The sequence below is a fragment of the Lactiplantibacillus herbarum genome, from assembly GCF_001039045.1.
GTDB classification, from domain to species: domain Bacteria; phylum Bacillota; class Bacilli; order Lactobacillales; family Lactobacillaceae; genus Lactiplantibacillus; species Lactiplantibacillus herbarum.
Genome location: NZ_LFEE01000042.1, coordinates 122,521 through 144,174 on the forward strand (window position 1 = coordinate 122,521; position 21,654 = coordinate 144,174).

20 protein-coding genes and 1 pseudogene are annotated in these 21,654 nt (G+C 45.2%); 20 read left to right on the plus strand and 1 reads right to left on the minus strand.

From position 1 onward, the window contains the following. Window positions 1–8 precede the first annotated feature (8 nt). Window positions 9–317, plus strand: coding sequence for a helix-turn-helix domain-containing protein (locus tag ACG95_RS13255; RefSeq protein WP_048000986.1), 309 nt, complete (start codon window positions 9–11; stop codon window positions 315–317). A gap of 108 nt (window positions 318–425) precedes the next feature. Here the strand turns inward: ACG95_RS13255 and helD are convergent, their stop codons facing one another. Next, a complete protein-coding gene (helD, locus tag ACG95_RS13260) occupies window positions 426–2,735 on the minus strand; it encodes an RNA polymerase recycling motor HelD (protein WP_152668354.1) in 2,310 nt (769 codons plus the stop codon). 239 nt (window positions 2,736–2,974) lie between these two features. Between helD and ACG95_RS13265 the strand changes: the two genes are divergently transcribed. From ACG95_RS13265 to ACG95_RS13355, 19 genes and pseudogenes are all read left to right on the plus strand, one after another. After that, on the plus strand, window positions 2,975–3,751 hold the full coding sequence (locus tag ACG95_RS13265) for a carbon-nitrogen family hydrolase (RefSeq protein ID WP_048000987.1): 777 nt from the start codon (window positions 2,975–2,977) through the stop codon (window positions 3,749–3,751). 42 nt (window positions 3,752–3,793) lie between these two features. Continuing rightward, window positions 3,794–4,963 (plus strand): annotated as a pseudogene (locus tag ACG95_RS13270) (aminotransferase class I/II-fold pyridoxal phosphate-dependent enzyme). Between the two features lie 279 nt (window positions 4,964–5,242). Beyond that, window positions 5,243–6,259, plus strand: a complete 1,017-nt coding sequence (trpS, locus tag ACG95_RS13275) for a tryptophan--tRNA ligase (RefSeq protein ID WP_048000988.1) — start codon at window positions 5,243–5,245, stop codon at window positions 6,257–6,259. Between the two features lie 197 nt (window positions 6,260–6,456). Continuing rightward, entirely contained in the window at window positions 6,457–6,675 is a 219-nt protein-coding gene (mazE, locus tag ACG95_RS13280) for a type II toxin-antitoxin system PemI/MazE family antitoxin (protein WP_048000989.1), read from the plus strand. Next, complete coding sequence (locus ACG95_RS13285; protein ID WP_048000990.1) at window positions 6,662–7,033, plus strand: type II toxin-antitoxin system PemK/MazF family toxin; 372 nt, start codon at window positions 6,662–6,664, stop codon at window positions 7,031–7,033. Before mazE ends, ACG95_RS13285 begins: the two co-directional genes overlap by 14 nt. 325 nt (window positions 7,034–7,358) lie before the next feature. Then, window positions 7,359–8,069 carry a GntR family transcriptional regulator gene (locus ACG95_RS13290; protein ID WP_048000991.1) on the plus strand — a complete coding sequence of 237 codons (711 nt, stop codon included), beginning with the start codon at window positions 7,359–7,361 and terminating at the stop codon, window positions 8,067–8,069. A gap of 73 nt (window positions 8,070–8,142) precedes the next feature. Beyond that, window positions 8,143–9,504, plus strand: coding sequence for a PTS sugar transporter subunit IIC (locus tag ACG95_RS13295; RefSeq protein WP_048000992.1), 1,362 nt, complete (start codon window positions 8,143–8,145; stop codon window positions 9,502–9,504). Window positions 9,505–9,510: 6 nt separating this feature from the next. Continuing rightward, a complete protein-coding gene (locus ACG95_RS13300; RefSeq protein ID WP_048000993.1) occupies window positions 9,511–9,699 on the plus strand; it encodes a hypothetical protein in 189 nt (62 codons plus the stop codon). Further along, window positions 9,689–10,108 carry a DUF3284 domain-containing protein gene (locus tag ACG95_RS13305; RefSeq protein WP_048000994.1) on the plus strand — a complete coding sequence of 140 codons (420 nt, stop codon included), beginning with the start codon at window positions 9,689–9,691 and terminating at the stop codon, window positions 10,106–10,108. The genes ACG95_RS13300 and ACG95_RS13305 overlap by 11 nt, the downstream gene beginning before the upstream one ends. A 241-nt stretch (window positions 10,109–10,349) precedes the next feature. After that, window positions 10,350–11,717 (plus strand): PTS sugar transporter subunit IIC, encoded by a 1,368-nt coding sequence (locus ACG95_RS13310; RefSeq protein WP_048001013.1) that lies wholly within the window; start codon window positions 10,350–10,352, stop codon window positions 11,715–11,717. A gap of 21 nt (window positions 11,718–11,738) precedes the next feature. Then, complete coding sequence (locus ACG95_RS13315) at window positions 11,739–13,175, plus strand: 6-phospho-beta-glucosidase (RefSeq protein ID WP_048000995.1); 1,437 nt, start codon at window positions 11,739–11,741, stop codon at window positions 13,173–13,175. 18 nt (window positions 13,176–13,193) lie between these two features. Beyond that, a complete protein-coding gene (locus tag ACG95_RS13320) occupies window positions 13,194–14,090 on the plus strand; it encodes an ROK family protein (RefSeq protein WP_082137376.1) in 897 nt (298 codons plus the stop codon). A gap of 149 nt (window positions 14,091–14,239) precedes the next feature. Beyond that, window positions 14,240–14,992 carry a MurR/RpiR family transcriptional regulator gene (locus tag ACG95_RS13325; RefSeq protein ID WP_048000996.1) on the plus strand — a complete coding sequence of 251 codons (753 nt, stop codon included), beginning with the start codon at window positions 14,240–14,242 and terminating at the stop codon, window positions 14,990–14,992. Between the two features lie 119 nt (window positions 14,993–15,111). After that, complete coding sequence (locus ACG95_RS13330) at window positions 15,112–16,104, plus strand: tRNA dihydrouridine synthase (protein WP_048000997.1); 993 nt, start codon at window positions 15,112–15,114, stop codon at window positions 16,102–16,104. Window positions 16,105–16,670: 566 nt separating this feature from the next. Next, the gene (locus ACG95_RS13335; RefSeq protein WP_048000998.1) at window positions 16,671–17,588 is read left to right on the plus strand and encodes a Ppx/GppA family phosphatase; all 918 of its coding nucleotides are present in this window, start codon (window positions 16,671–16,673) and stop codon (window positions 17,586–17,588) included. 41 nt (window positions 17,589–17,629) lie between these two features. Beyond that, window positions 17,630–18,904, plus strand: coding sequence for a hydroxymethylglutaryl-CoA reductase, degradative (locus ACG95_RS13340; protein ID WP_048000999.1), 1,275 nt, complete (start codon window positions 17,630–17,632; stop codon window positions 18,902–18,904). After that, complete coding sequence (locus ACG95_RS13345) at window positions 18,897–19,856, plus strand: hypothetical protein (RefSeq protein ID WP_048001000.1); 960 nt, start codon at window positions 18,897–18,899, stop codon at window positions 19,854–19,856. The genes ACG95_RS13340 and ACG95_RS13345 overlap by 8 nt, the downstream gene beginning before the upstream one ends. Before the next feature lie 21 nt (window positions 19,857–19,877). Next, window positions 19,878–20,576 carry an NAD-dependent protein deacylase gene (locus tag ACG95_RS13350; protein WP_048001001.1) on the plus strand — a complete coding sequence of 233 codons (699 nt, stop codon included), beginning with the start codon at window positions 19,878–19,880 and terminating at the stop codon, window positions 20,574–20,576. 5 nt (window positions 20,577–20,581) lie between these two features. Next, on the plus strand, window positions 20,582–21,424 hold the full coding sequence (locus tag ACG95_RS13355; protein ID WP_048001002.1) for a DUF72 domain-containing protein: 843 nt from the start codon (window positions 20,582–20,584) through the stop codon (window positions 21,422–21,424). Window positions 21,425–21,654: the final 230 nt, after the last annotated feature.

Sequence of the window (21,654 nt, forward strand, 5' to 3'; positions counted from 1 at the left end):
GTAGGAAGATGTTAAATAAAAAGACAGCTCTCCAACAAAGTATTGATGAGGCACGAGCATTTTTGAACGGTGACGAAACTCAGGCTGAAACGCATATAATTAAAGTGATGCCCGCACCTCAATATGATGCGGAGATGATAAAAGCGGTTCGGCGTGACTTGGATGTGACCCAACGAACCTTTGCGAGCTACTTGTCAGTATCTACAAGAACGGTCGAATCTTGGGAAACGGGCAAGTCATTTCCGAATCGTAGTGCCAGTCGGTTGATTGAATTGATTGTGAAAGACCCCAATATTATTAAATTGATCGAAGTTTAGTGAAATGCGATATAAAGTAAGTCAGTTAAAGTAGTTTTAAATGAATAGACTAAAAAATCCGTAGTAGGCGCTAAGCGAGCGCTACTACGGATTTTTATAATGGATTATTTAAACGCGTACCTGATGCTCAATCGTAAATAACGTTGGATCTAAATGGGCAATCAAAGGTGACACGTCATCAACGCTGAGTAGCGTCAAGTGGTGCATGGCCCGCGACGCAATCGTATAGAGAATCCCGACTGAAGCGTCGTCTGGATAATTAACGGCTGAGACATCGTAGGCGATCACGGCGTCGAATTCCAACCCCTTAGCAAGGTAGATCGGCATGACGATTACACCCTGTGGCATCGTGCGATCACTATCAGTCATTAAAGTCGTGATAGTGTGGTGCTTCAGGTATTGGTAGACACGTTTGCTCTCTGTTAGGTCCTTAGTTAGGACAGCTACGGTGTGAGTCGTCTTCAGCTGATGTTCGACCTCTGTTAACAAGCCAGTTAAGGCGGCATCTTCGCCGTATCGAATCATCACTTTAGGCAGGTCACCTTCACGAGTAAAGGCTTGAATCTGGTCGCCGTCAGGTAGTAGGGCTTTGGCGAAATTTGTAATCTGTTTAGTTGAGCGGTAACTCTTGTTCAACGTAATTAGGTTAGCGCGGCGAACGTTGAACGCGTTCTTCAACCGTTCCAATAATTGTTGTGGCAACTCGATATCCTTGAACAAGGCTTGTTCACTGTCACCCAACAACGTGAACTTAGCGAGTGGAAAGGCGTGCTTGATGTAGAGTAGTTGCGCTAATGAGTAGTCCTGCATCTCATCGACGAAGATGTACTGCATGCGACGATTCTGACCACTACCAGTCAAGACGTCGCGCATCATTAAGAGTGGGGCGCAGTCAACCAGTGCCATCTGGTGATATTCAACGGCAGTTTGGAATGCCTGGCAACGTGCCTGCCACTGTTCAGCCGTGATGTCACTTGGTTGGTCCACTTGGTTGAGAAAGTCATTGTACTGTTCATAGGTGTCCAAGAAGTAACCGTTATAGATGGCATCGTAGACTTGGCGCAAGCGTTTGTTCACAATTTCTTTACCGATGTAAAAGACCTCATCGTCTAAAGATTGAAAATCGCCGCGATGTTTGCCGGCTAACAAGTCATGGTAATCCTCATCGCTTAGCTGATCGATGATATCGTTGACCCAGTCTGATTGGGCTTCGTCATCAATGCGGTGTTTAAGCTGTTTGATCAGGGTGTTCTTGATTGCTAAGAAGCGGTCAGCTGGTTGCATGGCTTTCGGTAGGTCAGTCGCAATCGTAGTAATACTTTCCTTGGTGAAGAAGGTCTCACCGTTGAAAACGATATTACTGAAACGTAACTGATCAGCGGGTAAGTTGTGACAATAGTCAGTTACTTGTGCCATAAACGCGGCGCTTTCCTGATACGTTCGGATTGCAGGTGCCAATTGGTCAGCTTGCCGATCGTTTTCGTAGCGCTCAAACAAACTTTCAACGGTCAAGCCTTGGAAGCGGGCGTTCAGAAATTCGGCTAGCGTGACCTGGCGCATGTTACGTTCACCCAGACTAGGCAGCACTTCTGAGATATAGTGGCTGAATAAGCGGTTTGGTGAAAATAGAACCATCTGATCTGCTTCTAATGAAGCCCGTGAGTGGTAAAGCAAGAAGGCAATCCGTTGTAAAATTGCGGAAGTCTTGCCAGAACCCGCGACACCTTGGACGACTAATAAATCGCTGACGGTATCACGAATAATATCATTTTGTTCCTTTTGGATCGTTGCAACGATATTTTGCATGTAAGAGTCGTTTTGTTCGCCAAGAACGGATTGGAGAATTTCGTCACCAACCGTTTCGTTAGTATCGAACATATTCTTAATCTGACCCTCGTTAATCTGAAATTGCCGTTTTTTAGTTAGTTCAGTTGTTTGTTGTCCGGCTGGCGTCTGGTATTCGACATCGCCCAACGTCCCGTTATAGTAAACGGATGAGATCGGGGCGCGCCAGTCGTAGACTAAAAAGTTTTGCTTGTTGTCGACAAAAGATGCTGTCCCGATATACAACTTTTCAGTGTCTTCATCGGCACCGTCTTGAATATCGATTCGACCAAAGTATGGCGAGTTGCGCAAGTCTTTTAGGACCCCGACTTGCCGTTTTAAGATGGCTTCGGATTCAACTGCCCGCTCAACCATTTGTTTCTGTTGTTGTAACGCAGCGTTAGTTTCGATACGGTCATCGACTTCAAACGTATTGACGGAGTTATTATCACCATAGTTTTTCTGAATCACGTCGGTGTCACGATGGGCCTTGGAAAGTAAGTTATCGGTCTGTTTGGACCGTTGCTTAACTTGCTCAATGACCTGATCGACTCGCCGCTGTTCTCGTTGTTGTTCCTGATCTGATATTGTCACTAGAATGGGCCTCCCGTCGGATAATCGTCTGAATAGCTTGAACAATTTTAGGCGGATTTAGGGGCGCTGTCAATCAAAGGGCTCGTAGTTTGGGCATAAATTTTAATAACACCTACTTTAATGATTAAATCAGGTTAAATGAAGGTCTGAAAGGCTATGATTGATAACAGGGTACTTGCAACTATTGCTAAACTATTCTAATATAATTTTAATAATTCTAATGAAAGTGGGTGATTTAGATGCGAGTAACATTGGCACAGCTTGATATTCAGTTTGGTGATCCGGATGCGAATTACGATCAAGTTGAGATAGCGATTCAAAAAGCAATGGAGCAGACGGTTGACGTAATCGTTCTACCTGAGATGTGGAATACCGGCTACGCACTCAACCGGCTAAACGTCCTAGCCGATGATGACGGTCAACGAACGCTGCAATTTCTAAGTCAGCTGGCCCGACAATTCAAGGTCAATATTGTCGGTGGCTCAGTGGCGGTTGCGCGCGACGGCCATTACTATAATGAAATGCTGGTTGTTGATCGGCAAGGCGAGCTAATCAGTCGCTATGACAAGGTGCACCGCTTTGGCTTGATGGCAGAAGATCAGGTCATTACGGCGGGGCGGACCGAAAACGTGTTTACGCTGGGTGACGTTTCAGCTATGGGAGCAATCTGTTATGATATTCGCTTCCCAGAATGGTTACGCAAACAAGCTGCGCGGGGACCACAAGTCATCTTTGTGAGCGCGGAGTGGCCGACTAGTCGTTTGCCACAGTGGCGCTTATTACTGCAGGCGCGAGCAATCGAGAATCAAGCGTTTGTCGTAGCGGTCAACCGGGTTGGCAGTGATCCAGAGAATGACTTCGGTGGTCAGTCGTTAGTGATTGATCCACTAGGACAGATTATGGCGATTGCCGGTGCGCATGCCCAGTTAGTGACGGCGCAACTAGACCTAGATCAAGTCAAACACGTTCGCGGACAGATACCGGTGTTTGATGATCGGCGGCCGGAGTTATATTAAGCAGTTTAGTGTGAGCAAGTATTCAGAGAAAGTGGTGGTTTGATGGAGTTTCCAGAGTCACAGGTGTTGCAGCAATTACCGAAACAGTTCTTCGCTAGTCTCGTACAAAAGGTCAATGCCAAGGTCGCCAGTGGGGCGGATATCATCAATCTCGGTCAGGGTAATCCTGATCAACCGACACCTGAATTTGTTGTGGATGCACTCGCGCAAGCGGCTAAAGATCCGGCAACGCATAAGTACGCTCAGTTTCGTGGACAGCCTGAATTTAAACAGGCTTGTGCAGATTTCTATAAACGTGAATATGGGGTACAACTTGACCCAGAGAAGGAAATTGCGGTCCTCGGTGGAACTAAGATTGGCTTAGTCGAATTACCCTTTGCCCTGATGAATCCCGGTGAGACGATTCTGTTACCTGATCCGGGTTATCCTGATTACTTCTCGGGTGTCGCCTTGGCGCAGGTCAAATTGGCGACCTATCCATTACTAGAACAGAATAACTTTTTGCCAGATTACAGCAGTTTTGATCCGGATGTAGCGGCTGCGGCCAAATTGCTGTACCTTAATTATCCGAATAATCCAACCGGTGCGGTAGCCAACACTGACTTCTATGATCAAACCGTGACTTATGCGCGTGACCATCAGATTGGGGTAGTCAGTGACTTTGCGTATGGTGCCATTGGTTTTGATGGGCAACGCCCCGTTAGTTTCTTGCAGAGTGAAGGTGCCAAGGACGTCGGTATTGAAATGTACTCATTTTCCAAGACGTACAACATGGCCGGTTGACGCTTAGGCTTTGTGGCCGGTAATGCAGACATGATTGAAGCCATCAATTTGATTCAAGATCACCTATTTGTCAGTGTCTTTCCGGCGCTTCAAAGAGCGGGGATGGCGGCGTTGAATAGTGATCAACGAGCAGCGCAAGCCATCAGTGATCGTTATGAAGGTCGTCGCAATGCGTTATTAGCGGCAGCAACTAAGATCAACTGGCCCGCATATCGCCCGGGTGGCACTTTCTATGCGTTGATGAAAGTACCAGCAGGATACACTAGTGAGCAGTTTGCTGACTTATTATTAGACCAAGCAAGTGTAGCGGTGGCGCCATGTAACGGTTTCGGTGCTCATGGTGAGGGCTACGTGCGGATCGGCTTATTGGTCTCGGAAGAACGGTTAGTTGAAGCGGTGGAACGGGTCGGCCAACTGAATTTATTTTGACAGTGTGCGCGCGAACCTTTACACTAGACTTAAATAATCGTTGAAGAAAAGAACAGTAAGACGTCCAACAACAGAGACTTAGTGAGTGCTGAAAGCTAGGGTGGACTGATGAAATGGCTTTTTGGAGATTCGGTGTAGACCGGGAACCCACCCTTATCGGTTAATGAGTGGCAGGAACAAGTTTTCTGCAATTTAGGTGGTACCACGGTAATGCGTCCTAATTGACTAGTTGTTAGTTGATGGGGCGCTTTTTTAGTGCCGACAGAAAGGAATCTTAATATGACAAAAAAAGTAATTTTAACGGGTGACCGCCCAACTGGTAAGCTTCACATTGGCCATTACGTGGGTTCATTACGGAACCGTGTGGCTTTACAAAACTCTGGTGAATACGATTCTTTCATTATGATCGCTGATAACCAAGCTTTGACCGATAACGCCCATGACCCTGAAAAGATTCGTAAGAGCTTGTTACAGGTTGCGATGGATTACTTGGCCGTTGGGATTGACCCTAACAAGTCAACCATCCTAGTTCAATCACAGATTCCTGCTTTAACGGACATGATGAACCAATACTTGAACTTAGTAACGGTGGCGCGTTTGAACCGGAACCCTACTGTTAAGACTGAAATCAAGCAGAAGGCGTTTGGCGAAAGTGTTCCTGCCGGATTCTTTGTTTACCCAGTCAGTCAAGCTGCGGATATTACAGCGTTCAAGGCAACGACAGTTCCAGTTGGTGATGACCAAGAACCAATGTTGGAACAGACTCGTGAAATCGTGCGGAGTTTTAACAAGACTTACCAAACTAACACGTTGGTTGAACCAGAAGGCTACTTCCCACCAAAAGGTTTGGGCCGGATTCCTGGTTTAGATGGTAACGCTAAGATGAGTAAGTCATTGGGCAATGCCATCTACTTATCTGATGATGCGGATGTCTTGAAGAAAAAGGTCATGTCAATGTATACCGACCCAGATCACATTCACGTTGAAGATCCTGGTAAGGTTGAAGGCAACGTTGTCTTCACATACCTCGATATCTTTGATGATGACAAAGCTAAGGTCGCTGACTTGAAGGCCGAATACCAACACGGTGGCCTAGGTGACGTGAAGATCAAACGTTACTTGATGGAAGTTCTGGACGGCGTGTTACGCCCAATCCGCGAACAACGTGCTATCTACGAAGCTGATCCAGCCCAAGTCTTACAGATCTTGAAGGACGGAACGGCTAAAGCTAACGTGGTTGCTGAACAAACTTGGCAAGAGATGCAAGATGCCATTGGGATTAACTACTTTAAATAGTTTGTAATTGAGTTTAAATGACGCTGAATGACCATTGATGATGGTGATTTGGCGTTTTTTAGTTTAAGTTAGGTGTTTTTTACGTAAATCATATTGTTGTATGTATTTTTTTTGAAACGTACAATTGTTGGAGTAGTTTATTAGTTATTTGAAATATGCTAGTGTATACTAAAGATACACAGGAAGGGTGATGCAAAATGAAAGTACGTACTGTCGGAAATTCAACAACTATAACGATTCCCAAAGATTTTAAGGTTGCAAAGGGAACCGAGTTTGAAGCTGAACAGCTTAGCGATGGTTCGATTCTTTTTAAAATAAAGCATCGAAATCCGTTTGAAGGCACCTGGTTTAACGACGACCTTAGTCAAATTGATGTAACGAGTCAAGCGGAGGAACTGGACAGTGAATGGAACTAGTTCATATATTCCGCACAAAGGTGATTTGGTATTAATTAATTTTAATCCAAGTACTGGTCAGGAAATTCAAAAATACCGTCCTGCGTTGGTAATTAGTAACCAGAAGTATGCTAAGTTAACCAATTTAGCCGTGGTCTGCCCCATAACACACGCTGAAAATAATCGATTGGCGAGTTCTGGACTGTTGATTGCTATCGATGTGGAACGTGTAAGTGGATTTGTTAACCCATTACAGTTTCATACCTTTGATTTTAAAGGGCGTGATATGCGATTAATTGGCAAAGCTGATGATGTGCTTTTGAATTCAGTGGTACAAACAGTTAATGATATTGTTAGTGCGCGCGAGTTAGATGGCTAAGAACTAACTTTGAGTTGAATTGATTAATTTAAAATAATAAATAAGTATGAGCCTCAATCAACTTTATCGTAAAAGTAAAGTCGGTTGGGACTTTTTTTTTATTGCTTAAAATCTGAATAATTACGAGTGAAAAGATAAATTATAGTGCTAATTTCTGGCGGTCGAGCTGTCCTGAATCCATACCATTAGTGGCGTTAAGCCCGATATAAATTCATTGGTATAAAATTACGTAAAATAAAGCGTTTTCATAAATTCTGTGATAATATTATTTGTGGGCACAAGTTTTAAAAGCACCTACTAATTATTTGAGAAAGGAGGTCCAAAAATGTATCAGTCAATTGCGCAGGACATTATTAAATCGATCATGGCTGACGAGTATGAAATCAAGTTGCCAACGGAAAAAGTGTTGATGGCACGTTTTGATGCGAGCCGCAATACCATCCGTAAGGCGATCGACGTCGTGTTTCGGCACGGGTTGTTACGCCGCGTTCAGGGAAGCGGCAATTTCATTATCAAGCAACCGCAAACCGACAAGAAAGTTTTAAACTTATCGATTGGATTTGATCAGTCAGCGATGGTTGAAGGCGGGCCGCTGGTTTCAAAGGTGGTCACGTTTGATAAGGTGACGGCGGATGAAGCGTTAGCTAAGCAGGGTAACATTGAAGTTGGCGAAGAGTTATACCGTGTCATTCGCTTACGATATTTACGTGACGTGTTATATGATTTGGAAGAATCGTATTTTCCACGGTCAGTCGTCCCGTTCTTATCAAGCGATAGTGTTCAGCATTCCGTCTTTGAATTCATCCGTGAAGCGTATGGCATCATCGGGAGCACCACGGAAAATTACGTGCATCAAGTACGAGTCAACACGGAACGCGCAAAGCTGATCGGTTGTCCAGACGGTGACAAAACAGTGTGCTTAGATGCAATCAACTATTTGACGAATGGGACGGTATTCAACTTCTCGAAGACGTTCTTCGTCTATCCAGATTTGGAACTGTATTACCATACCGAGAATATTGATTTGCAACAGTAGTACGGGAACGTATCAGGGGGGATACTGATACAACTTGTCAGATACTTAATACATTAGGAGTGAGGGGTCAATTATGAATCGTTTTATCGAATGGCTTAATAAATATTTGGTACCAATCGCAGCTAAGATTAGTACAGTACGGTGGTTGGTCGCATTACGTGACGCGTTTATTGCAATTATGCCGGCAATGATGGCCGGGTCGATCGCCACGGTACTCAACGCCTTAGTACGTGATATTCCAACTAAGTTTGGTTGGATGGGATTTGTTAACTCAATGCAATGGTTGATTGGGATCAACGCGATGGTCTGGACGGGGACGTTGGCTATCTTAGGGCTGATCTTCGCCTTTACCTTTGGCTACCAATTAGCAATCCAATACAAGGTTGAACCTGTGACCGGTGGGATTGTCACGTTGGGAACCTTCATCATGAGTTTGCCACAAAACTTTACGGGAACGTTGACGCAAGGTTTGAGCAAGGGTGCTACCAAAATCTTAACGGATTCAGGTATGGCTGTTGCTGGTAAGAAAGTAACGGCCTGGGGCTACTTTAACTTTGGGACTTACTTTGGCTCATATGGTTTCTTTACCGTAATGATTTTAGGTGCCATCGCAAGTACCGTTTACATTATGTTAATGAAGAAACACATTACGATTAAGATGCCTGATTCAGTGCCACCAGCAGTTGCTAACGCCTTTACTGGGGTTATTCCAGCCGCCGCTGCCTTCTACGTAGTTGGGATTATCAACTGGATCTTCAGTAAGTTCAACACAACGGTGATCGAATGGATCGCCAAAGTTATCCAAGAACCACTCTTAAATATGAGTCAAGGTTATGGCGCCGTCTTGCTATTGACCTTACTAGTTCAGATTTTCTGGTTCTTCGGGATTCACGGTTCCAACGTCTTAGCACCAATCTTGGATGGAATTTGGTTAACCGCACAATTAGCTAACGTTAATGCATTCCAAGCTGGTAAGACGCTTCCATACATGTGGACGCGTAACTGTTTCGACTTGTATGCTTGGATTGGTGGAGCCGGTTCGACTTTGCTATTATTAGTTGCTATTCTAATGTTCAGTAAGCGTGATGATCAGCGTTCTGTGGCTAAATTAGCTATTGGACCCGGTTTCTTCAACATTAACGAACCCGTTATGTTTGGGATGCCGATCGTCCTCGATCCAATCTATTTCTTACCATTTGTTTTAGCACCAGTTGTAACCGTATCCATCGCTTATGCTGCGTTGTCAGCAGGATGGGTTTCACCAATTACCAACAACATTGTTTGGTCAATGCCACCTATTATGAATGCTTTAGTTGCTACGATGGATTGGCGTTCAGTTGTCTTACAACTATTTAATGCCGCCGTTGCTTTTGCAATCTACGTGCCATTTGTTAAGGCTGCCAACAAGATTAAGTTAACAGAGATCGGAGACTAAATTGTCATGAAAAGCTTAAAGCAGTGTTTACTCATCGGGATGAACCTAGGATTATTAGCTGTCGTTTTGAGTCCCCTGGCCGGTACAACTGGCCAATGGGTGACACTCGGACTAGGCTTAGTGATTAGCGCAGCCCTCTTCGTTGTTTATCGACGCGTGGGCCAACTGGAAAGGAGCCAGAAGCATGCAGATTAAATTGAGTTTAAATGCACCAGTTGATTATCTGTACCAACAGCTGATTGACTCAGCGCGAGCAGATATTCACCAACAGACTGGACGACCAGCACCTAAACAGTCGCTGCGCGGCTACCAGTATGCTAAGAAATGGTCTAACGGAATGACCGGCAGTTTGAAAATCACGCACGCTGAACAGGGTGAACGCTACGCCTACGAGTTGGAAACGCCACGAGATCATTATGTGGTCGACTACCAATTCACGGTAGAAGCGGATCACCAGACAACTTTGGAATATGCTGAAACCTTTTTGGGCAAGGACAAGAAGGTTACTGCGAATAACAAGTTGGGCGTGACGTTCCTTGGTTGGTTCCGAAAACGCCGCTTTAAGAAAATGATGACACAGATGGCGGCCGCTTATTATCAATGAGAGTTGCTAACTGCTAATTAGTGAAGGATTTTGAGAAGTCGATGGGACTTTCTTGAGATCCTTTTTTGTGATTCTATGAACTGAAAAAGTTAGATTTGGTTGTGGTACACAGCGTTCCAAGCGAGGTCATGATACCAAGACGATGGAACAAGTATGCAAGGACTTTGAAAGCCCTTTCAAGTAGTGTGAGGTTCTCGTATACTAGCACTTGTAGGTTAAATAAAAGGAGGAACAACTTATGATGAATGGTTTTAACGTCTTCATGGAAAAACACATTGTACCATTTGCGGTTAAGCTCAATGAGCAACGACACGTTGCCGCAATCCGTGATGCGTTCATGTATACATTTCCAATCACAATGGCTGCTTCGTTAGTTATTTTGATTAACAACTTAGTCTTTTCCAAAACGGGGTTCATTGCACAGATATTATTCTTACCAAAATTCTTTCCCCACTTGGAAAATGCACAAAAGCTATTAACTTCTGTTACTAATGGGACGATGAACATCCTGTCGATTTTCATTGCTTACTTAGTGGCTCGCAACTTGGCGAAGTATTTCAAGGCTGACGATATGTTAGTCGGGATGACGGGGATCGCCTGCTTCATGATTCTCTATTCACCATCAATCGTCAAAGATGGCGTGACTTATCTACCAACCACTTACTTAGGCGCTCAAGGTCTATTCGTTGCGATGATCGTCGGGGGACTGGTCGGAGAATTCTTGCCACGTTTGACGAGAATTAAAAAGACGCAGATCAAGATGCCTGATATGGTGCCACCAGCCGTTGCGCGTTCTTTTAACGGCTTGATTCCAATTGTTATTATTATCATGCTATTTTCAATGCTCAACTATGGTTTATCACTTATTTCACCACAAGGAATTAACGATATTATTTACAAAACAATTCAGACACCATTGACGCACGTCGGGGTGAACTTGTTCGGGGTTATCATTATCGCAATCGTTCAAAATCTTCTATGGTTAGTCGGGATTCATGGGCCAAATACGCTAAACGCTTTACGCTCAATTATCTTTACTGAAGCTGATTTGAAGAACCAGGTCTTTGTTAATGCTCACGGAACAACTTGGGGCGTTCCTAACCGTGCCACTTGGAGCGTCTTGAATGACGTTTTTGCCAACATGGGTGGTAGTGGGATGACACTTGGTTTGATCATTGCGATCTTCTTAGTTTCACGACGGAAAGATTATCGTGAAATTGCTAAGTTAGCGTTGGTTCCAGGACTATTCAATATCAACGAACCACTGATGTTTGGGTTACCGATCGTGTTGAATCCAATTATGGCGATTCCATTCGTCTTAACACCAGTCATTAACATCTTAGTTGGTTATACGGTAACGGTTGTTTTCAATTGGATACCAACTCCAGCTATTGGGATGACATGGACAACACCGGGGCCACTGATGCCGTTCTTGGGTACTGGTGGGAACTTGTTAGGTTTGATTATTGGCTTCGTTTGCCTTGGAATTTCAGTGCTCACTTACATGCCATTTGTTTTAGCCGCTAATAAGATGATGGCGATGGAAAACGATTCAAAGAAAGAAAATGATGGCGCGGCCGATGATGCAGTTGCAACAACGGAAGCTTAATAAGAGATTGGAGAATTGATGATGACGATTAAAGATAGACCGTTCCCAGACGGCTTTCTCTGGGGTGGTGCGGTAGCAGCTCACCAATTAGAAGGTGGCTACGATCAAGGCGGTAAGGGTCTAAGCACGGCCGATGTGATGACGCTAGGGACTAATGAGCAACCTCGTGAAATTACGGACGGCGTGGTTGGTGGAAAGTATTATCCGAACCATCAGGCTATCGATTTTTACCACCGCTATCCAGAAGATATTAAGGTGTTTGCGGGAATGGGGTTTAAATGTTTTCGGACGTCGATTGCTTGGACCCGCATTTTCCCCAATGGCGATGAGACCGAACCAAACGAGGAAGGCTTACAGTTCTACGATGACCTCTTTGATGAATGTCTAAAGTACGGTATTCAACCAGTAGTGACCTTGGCTCATTTTGAGATGCCGTACCACCTCGTTAAACAGTATGGCGGCTGGCGGAATCGGAAGGTGATCAAGTTCTACATGAACTTTTCACAAGCTTGTTTTGAACGTTATCGCGACAAAGTTACTTATTGGATGACGTTTAACGAAATCAACAACCAGACGAACTTCGAATCGGATGGGGCGATGTTGACTGACTCCGGCATCATTCATCAGCCGGGCGAGAATCGGGAAAAGTGGATGTATCAAGCAGCTCACTACGAATTAGTAGCCAGCGCGGAAGCAGTCAAATTAGGACATCAAATCAATCCTGATTTCCAGATTGGGGCAATGATTGCGATGTGCCCAATTTATCCACTAACATCTAATCCTGCCGATGTGTTGTTTGCGCAACGGGCGATGCAGACGCGCTTCTACTTTGCCGACGTGCACGCCAATGGCTTTTATCCGCAATGGTTGCTGAACCGATTTGAAACGGAACACTTTAACATTGACATCACGGAAGCCGATTTGGCCACGTTAAAGGCTGGAACGGTCGACTACATTGGCTTTAGCTACTACATGTCGTTTACGGTGCAGGGTACCGGCACGCTTGCTTACAATGAAGAACATGACTTAGTGAAGAATCCGTACGTCAAAGCTAGTGACTGGGGTTGGCAAGTTGATCCAATAGGCTTGCGCTACGCCTTGAATTGGTTTACGGATCGTTACCACTTACCACTATTCATTGTTGAAAATGGGTTGGGCGCAGTTGATCAAAAGACAGCTGATAACCAGATTCACGATGATTATCGGATTGATTATTTAACGGATCATTTGCGGCAAGTGAAAAAAGCAGTGTTAGAAGACGGCGTCAACTTACTAGGCTATACGCCTTGGGGCTGTATCGATCTGGTTGCCGCTAGTACCGGGCAGATGTCGAAACGCTATGGCTTTATCTACGTAGATGAGAACGATGATGGTAGTGGCTCACTGAAACGCTATAAGAAAGATTCGTTTGAGTGGTATCAAAACGTTATTGCCACGAATGGCTCAGAAATCGAATAGTGAGGAGTGAGCAATAAGATGACAATGTATATTGGAATTGATGTCGGCGGGACATCGATTAAGTGCGGTTTGGTCGATGAACACGGCCAGATTGGTCGCAAGGTTAACCGGCCGACCGCTAAGGATAAACAGTCGATCTTGCAAGATATCCTGGCTATGGTTCAGGATTTACAACAAGATGGATCAGTTGCCGGAATCGGTGTTAGTATGCCGGGCGTCGTTCAAAGCGATGGCTTTCTAACTACAGCGGGTGCGATCGAAGCCTTTACGGAGATTAATCTACGTGAGGAACTACAAGCATTGACGAAATTACCCGTGATTATTGAAAATGACGCGAATGCGGCGGCGATTGCTGAACAGTGGTTAGGAGCCGCTCAAAATGTGCCTAACTATCTCAGCTTGGTGCTCGGTACCGGAGTTGGTGGCGCACTGGTCATCAATAATCAGATCTATCGTGGTGCGCATGCTCGCTCTGGTGAATTTGGCTGGATGGTCGTTGATGATGACGACGTCGATGTTGAGATGGGAACGTTGAATTTCCGTGGTGCCACGGTGATTGGTTTGATCCGCCGGTACAATCAGTTTAGTGATGAACCAGTCGACGACGCGCGTGAGATTTTTAAACGGGCGGCAACCGGTGAGGTATTAGCTAACAATATTTTTAACAGTTACTACTACAGTCTAGCTAAAGGTATTGTTAATTTGATCGTATCGTTTGATCCAGAAATCGTGGTCATCGGCGGCGGAATTAGTGCCAACGAAACGTTTATCACGCGGCTGAATGAAGCAATCGCTGATTTACAAGCACGGCACAACAGCATTAACACGTTAACGTTGCCGCCAGTGGTACCAGCCAAGTTGCGGAATGATGCTGGGATGATTGGTGCGGTTTACCAGTTAATTAAACGAGGATAGTCAAGAAAATAGCATTGAGATTGCGTATTGTAATCTCATTGCTATTTTTGTGGTTTTTATAAAAGACGTTAACGCTAACATTGCCATCAGTCATGGTTAGTTTTGTGGTAATCTAGGTGATAGATTACCAGTGAGGATGGTGGGGACCCGTGGCCTTTTTTGGGTATAAAGATATTGATAAACTTTCAGGTGTTGATTTAGCAATTTATCGGTTTATCGTTGAACATGACGAACAGATTCCATACATGCGAGTACGCGAATTGGCACGTGGCGCCCACGTCTCTAATTCATCCGTGATGCGCTTTATTCGTAAGATCGGCTACGATAGTTTTCCTGAATTTAAAATTTCACTACGCAGTGAGACCCCAATTCGAACGACCGATGAGGCGGGGATTCAACTCGTGCAAGCAGACGCTTTTCCATCAGATATTACTAGAATTATCGGGTTAGCCGCACAATTGATGGTTAATGCTGACAACATTGTGTTCGTGGGGATTGGGGCTTCGGCAGCTTTAGGCGAATACGCCTCACGTCAAACTTCATCACTAGGTTTCAATAGTTACGTCGTCAAAGATCCCTTTTACCCGTTGTTACCACAACTCCGAAATACGAGTAACAATGTGTTGGTGGCCGTTTCGGTTTCTGGCCAAACAACTGAATTAGTCGAGATGTTGAATGATTTTGTGAACAATCCAGAAGTGAATATTATCAGTATTACGGGCAATATTGAAAGTACGATTGCGCGGATGAGTCGCTATGCGCTGACGTACAAGGCATCTGAAGAACGGATTCATCAGTATTACGATCTGACCAGTCAGGTGCCGTGTCTTTACATCATTGAAGCGTTGTTACGTGAACTACGCCATCAAGAGCGGGCACAACACCGTTTTGAACGGGTGTAAGTGTTGGGTCGCAAGCCTGCAATCTGTGATTATCAATGATAGAATGAATTTCATATCATTAAAATTAGCATTTTAACTACTGAACGAACTTAAATTAAACAGATAAGGAAGTAACTATCGTGACAGTCACACCTTTTTGGTCGCAAATTGCGACTCGTGCTAAAACTGAACAGCGCCCATTCTTCACTATGGCACCCATGGAAGCCGTCAGTAACACGGTCTTTCGACAAGTGATTACGCATGCGGCTGCGCCAGATACGTTCTTTAGTGAATTCGTCTATGCGAAGAGCATTACTGATCCCAACACCAAGTTTCCGGTACACGGCCGGTTGTACGTGGCGGATGCTGAAAAACGGAAACCAGTCGTCCAGTTATGGGGCAACGAAGCAGCGGACTTTGCAACGGCTGCAGCTGAACTGCGTGACCGTGGTTTTGAAGCGGTCGATATCAATATGGGATGTCCTGATGGTACGGTCATCAAGAATCACGGTGGTAGCGATTTGATTCGTAATCCCCAGTGGGCGATTGACGCCATTGCAGCCGCTAAGACTTCTGGATTAGCCGTTAGTGCCAAGACTCGATTAGGCTACAGTCAGTTAGCTGAATTTCGTGAATGGATTCCAACGTTACTGGCGCAAAATGTCGCCGTACTGACAGTCCATTTGCGAACTAAACAGGAGATGAGCAAGGTTGACGCTCATTTTGAAGTGATCGATGAATTGATTGCGATGCGCGATGCGATTGCACCGGATACGTTGTTGCAGATCAACGGTGACATTCCAGATTATCAGGCAGGACTAGCGTTAGCTAAAGCTCATCCTGGTCTGGACGGAATCATGATTGGTCGGGGCGTGTTTGCGAATCCCTTTGCGTTTGAATCTCAACCACAGCCACATTCACTTGATGAATTATTAGGATTGTTAGGAATGCAGCTAGATTTGTTTGATGATTTTGCAACCCGCTATGACATGCCACGCTTCCCGTCATTAAAGCGATTCTTCAAAATTTATGCGCGACCAGAGTTAGGTGCCACCGACTTACGTAATACAATGATGGATGCGAAATCCACGGATCAGGTTCGGCAGATATTGGCCGATTATCAATCTAAATAAGTTAAATTAACGGGTCTGGAAGCTAATTTCCAGATCCGTTTTATAGTTCCAACGATTTAAAATAAAGGCTAAGCTGTAACTTTCACTTACGGTGATCGTCATTAGCTTAGTTGTGGATCAGGTTAAATCTAAAAAGCAGTTCTAACCCGATTTTTGGCACAATTTGTGGATGGACTTTTTAGTAAGTATTACATTAACTGAGCAATTATTTTCTAAATGAATTAAGTAATTACGACAAAAAATGGGTGCGTACATATAGTCATTTCAACTACTATCTAGCCGTGAGGGGCGTCCTGACAATGTTCAGTGGTGAAATTATCCTTGGCTGAGCGAGCTTCTCGGCTTAGGATAAGGCCAACCTTAAAGATTGCAGTTTTTTTGCTGTAATCTTTAAGTTGTGCCCCACCACTCCAACATTGTCAGGATGCCCCGGTAGGCGGAATTGGAAGCATATATTACCTACATGATGATAACTTTATCAGTGGAACCAGGGCCCAACGCCGCAGTTGGCCGGCATAAATGTTAAAATAAAAACAACTAATCTTTTGCAAAGTGAGCGTGGCGTTATGAATAATTTAGCAATCGTGGATCTGGGTTCCAATTCGGCACGGATGGCCGTCAGTCGGCTCCACGCAAACGGTAGCTCAAAGGAAATCAAGCGGGTCAAAGAAGACACCCGTTTGTCAGAAGGCATGGGCGCGACCCATGTCCTGCAACCGGCAGCGATTGAACGGACCATTAAAGCGTTACAAAACTTCCGTCGGCTCTATGAAAAGATGCCTAATACGGACGTGATCGGCATTACGACCGCAGCAGTTCGCATGGCGAAGAATCAATCCGCTTTTTTAGCCCAAGTTAAACAGGAAGTTGGACTTGATCTTAAGGTGCTATCTGGTGATGATGAAGCCTACTATGATTATTTGGGCGTCGCAAATTCACTAGTAGTCAATGACTGCTTGATCTTAGATACGGGCGGTGCCAGTTGCGAGTTGATTCTGGTTAAGAATGGTCGCAAACAGCAATTGATCAGTATTCCATTCGGAGCAGTGACGTTATCTGAGCAGTTTGGTTTGGACGATTTAGTGCCATCTGACAGTCTCTTCCGGGCACAGATGTTTCTGCGTAATCGCTTAGCCGATGTTTGGTGGCTAGCCGAGGCGCTCCATTACCCAATCGTTTTACTGGGTGGTGCGAATCGCACCTTAGCACGCATCAATCGTCGGCATCAACAAAAGCTCAAGGTGGAGGATATTCACGGCTACCGTTTGAAGACGGAGACGGTCTACAGTACTTTTATAGACCTGCTATCGCGTTCCAAACAGGGGCGTCAAGAAATCTCGGGCATGGAGTATGATCGGGCAGACATTATTATTGGCGGGATGTTGCCATTAGTGACGCTGTTGCAGATGCTGGATAGTGACCGGGTGATCTTTTCTGAGAGTGGTGTTCGCGAGGGTATCATTTCAGAACACCTTAATCGGTAGTTGAAAGCTAACAAATTGAATCCAGAGATAGGAATGAGTATATGACAGCTGATTTTCGTCATTTTTACCAGAAGACGTGGGCAGAACGGACGGATATTGTCGCGCAACAGGCGCACTTAACGCCGGCTGAACAAGCCCTCTTTAAACAGTATTATTTAGAGCAACACCATGAGATTATTGAAAACTATTTAACGGACTACCCGCTACCAATGGGGCTAGCCGTCAACTTTGTGGTCGATGGGGTTAACCGAATTATTCCGATGGTAACCGAGGAACCTTCCGTGATTGCAGCGGCTAGTAACGGTGCTAAGATCGTCAAACGGGCCGGTGGCTTCACCACGACTTTAAATCAACGAGAAATGATTGGGCAGATTGTCTTAGAACATTTGGCTGATCCCGAACAAACGGCAACAATCATTGAACAACACGCTGCAGCGTTATTGGATGTGGCGGATGCGGCTCACCCGAGCTTGAAGAAACGTGGCGGCGGTGCCCGTAGTTTGCGGACCCGGGTGCTCGGCCAAGGCTACCTGTCAATCGACTTATTTGTCGACGTACAGGCTGCGATGGGCGCTAACATGCTGAATAGTATGTTAGAAGCTGTTGCGAAGTCGATTGGCGTCATGACTAAAACCGACGCGTTAATGAGCATCCTATCGAATTACGCGACGGCCAGTCTAGTCAAAGCTGAGTGTGATATTCCAGTCGGCTTGTTACAAGCTGGTCGCTATTCTGGCGAATTAGTGGCGCAAAAGATGGCGTCAGCTAGTACCGTGGCACAACTCGATCCTTACCGCGCCACGACCCATAATAAGGGCATTATGAACGGTATTGACGCCTTAGCAATTGCTAGTGGCAACGACTGGCGCGCACTTGAAAGTGGTGCGCATGCGTATGCGGCTAAGGACGGTCAGTACCGTGGTATGAGTAAGTGGACAACTGACGGAACGACGCTTCATGGCGAATTAGAATTGCCATTGCCAGTCGGTATCGTTGGTGGCTCCATCAAGATCAACGAATTAGCCCAGTTGAATCAGCGTTTATTGGGTATTCAAACGGCTGGCGATCTTGAACGCATCATGATTGCGGTTGGTTTGGCTCAGAACTTGGCCGCATTAAGGGCTTTAGTGACGACGGGGATTCAGCAGGGACACATGCACCTACAATTGAAATCATTAGCCATGGCAGCGGGAGCAACCGCTGCGGAACTACCTAAAATTCTCCAACAATTAGAATTAGCACCACAACAAGACTTGGCAACGACGCAACGACTGATTGCAGATATGCGGCAGATAAAGGAAGAAACTGATGACTGAAATTAAATTAAATCAAACTTTAACGGATCTATTAAGTACGGCCAACTCACTCTATCCAGGTAACATCAACGTGAGCTTTGGCAGTGATAAGGCTGGTTATGTTCGCCATGATCAGGCGCAACAAGTCTTACATGATGGCGATATTACGGTACAGGTGAATGACGTGACGGCACCTAATTACACGGCATCACATGAAATCCTACACCTGTTGTTATTATTACAAGGTTTCCCACAGGTGACGTTTAACTTAACGACCCGTGATCAACAACTCGATGAACAGTTGATGGCGATTGCGATGGAACTCTACGATACGATCAGCCACATCTTAGTTGTTCGTAAACAACGGCAACATGACTTGATTGATTCACAGATTGAAGACTGGTACCTGCAGGGTGTTGCGGCCACCATTGATCCAGAAGTGGCGGGTCAATCGGATGCCATGATGACGTTACGGTTGTTGACCTTAACGGACTTACTAGTCTTCTTTGAAGGTCACCTAACGACGGAACAAGAACAACAAGTTGTTACAGCCTATCCACAAGCATGGCCCGCTGCGCAGAAGTTATACGAAGTGATCAGCCAAAAAGCGGTTGATACACCATTTGCGATGCGTCGTGCTGTCGTTAAGTTGTTCAAGGCGTTTGACGACCAAATGACTGACTGGGAACTACCAGTCTTACATGCTAACGAATTCGTTACGGTGCAAAGCGTCCTGAGTGAACGTCAGGAACGGTTGGAAGTTCGCCAGTTATTTGATGTCTACCATTCAGATTTATTAGATAAAGATAAACATACCAGAGCGTATATCGGGCTTTATAAGAGTGACCGTCAGAATGCCTTTGTGCTACCCGCACCAGCTCAAAAGGATAGCGACACTTTCTTTAAAGAAATCTACGGCAAGACGGTCAAAGAATTATTCCAAACGATGGATGTACCCTATACGCTACGGTAATTAGCTTGAGGGGGCGTTTTTATGAATGACGTAGCTGCTGCACAGGAAAAGATTCAACAAGCCCAGCACGTGGTTTTTATGACGGGAGCGGGGGTTTCCACACCGTCGGGAATTCCGGATTATCGTTCTAAAAATGGCTTATATACGGCGCATCAGAATGCTGAGTACTATTTAAGTCACGCTTTTTTAGCTCAGCACCCAACGGAATTTTATCAGTATTTACAACAGAATTTATATTATCCAGAGGCACGACCAAACGTCATTCACGAAAAAATGGCGGCGTTGACGCGCCAAGGCCGTGCGAGTGTCATTACGCAAAACATCGATAACTTGTACAACGTTGCGCATACGGATCATTTGGTGGAGTTTCACGGAAACTTGTTTCAAATCTACTGTACCAAATGTGGTCAGTCAGTCGCTTGGCAGGATTATCTAAAATCACCATATCATCAGGCAGATCAAGGGTACTTACGCCCGAACGTCGTGCTATATGATGAAGGGATTGCGAGTGACAGTATTGAGCGAGCCGTTCAGTATTTAGAACAGGCTGATTTAGTTGTAATCTGCGGGACATCCATGCGAGTTTACCCGTTTGCAGGGTTACTGGATTACCGCAATCCACAAGCACAGGTGATGGCCATTAACGCGGAACCACTTCAATTACCAATTGAGTTTACGATGGTCCAACAAGATGCTGTCGATTTCTTTAAGGGGGTGTAGATTTCATGATTACGATTGGCTTAACCACTTGGACCGAACACCCCAGTTTACTTGGGGGTACTGATAAATTAACGTTAACTGAATATTCAGGCGTCCTACCAGTTGTCGAAGTCGACACGCCATTTTATGGGATTCCCAGGGTGACGACGGTCGCTAAGTGGCAAAAGGAAGTGCCTGCCAAATTTCAGTTCATTCTCAAAGCGAACCAAGTGATGACCCTCCATGATACTGCCGAGGAGGGCGTTTCGATGGATGCGCTAAAAGCGGCGTACCGCGAATATCGGGCAATGATCAAGCCATTAACACAGCATCATCAATTAAAAGCAATCCTGTTTCAATTCCCACCATTTTTTGAACGCTCAACCCGCAATTTCCATTACTTACAACGGATGGTGGATTGGTTACCAGGACTTCCGATTGCGGTGGAATTTCGCAATCAGAGTTGGTACGAGGAGGGTGTGAAGGATTCCGTGTTTAGCTTCTTGAAGGATCTGGGTGTGACCCACGTGATGGTTGATGAGCCGCACGCCTTAAATGATGGGGTTAGTTTTGAACCAGTTGTTACGAATCCCAAGTTAGCAATCTTACGACTCCATGGCCGTAACCAACAGGGCTGGTCAACAAAGGGAGCTGATTGGCGTGGACAACGGACCTTGTATCGTTATAGTGACCAAGAACTAACGGAATTTAAGCAGACGGTTGAACAGGCCCAGACACAAGCAGAAGAAGTCTGTGTTATCTTCAACAATAATTCTGGTGGTGATGCGGCGGACAACGCGTTAGCCTTGAAAAACATGTTGGGGGTTTCGTTCGGTGATTTGGGGCCACAACAACTGGATTTGTTTTAAACGTTAAGATTAAACTGTTAGGGATATTGATATTTGGAATCTAAAGGTTGAAAGTTCTAAAACAACTGTGATACCAGTGATACTTGCTTAGAAATTATGATTTTTTCCGAATTCATCGCTCCGCCAGCCAGGGAAATAGGCCATGGGGACCGGTCCTAGCCAAAAAGCGGTCTAGGACCTCGCTTTTGAGCCTGAAATTCAAGTCTCAAAAGACGTCCCGCAATCTAAGG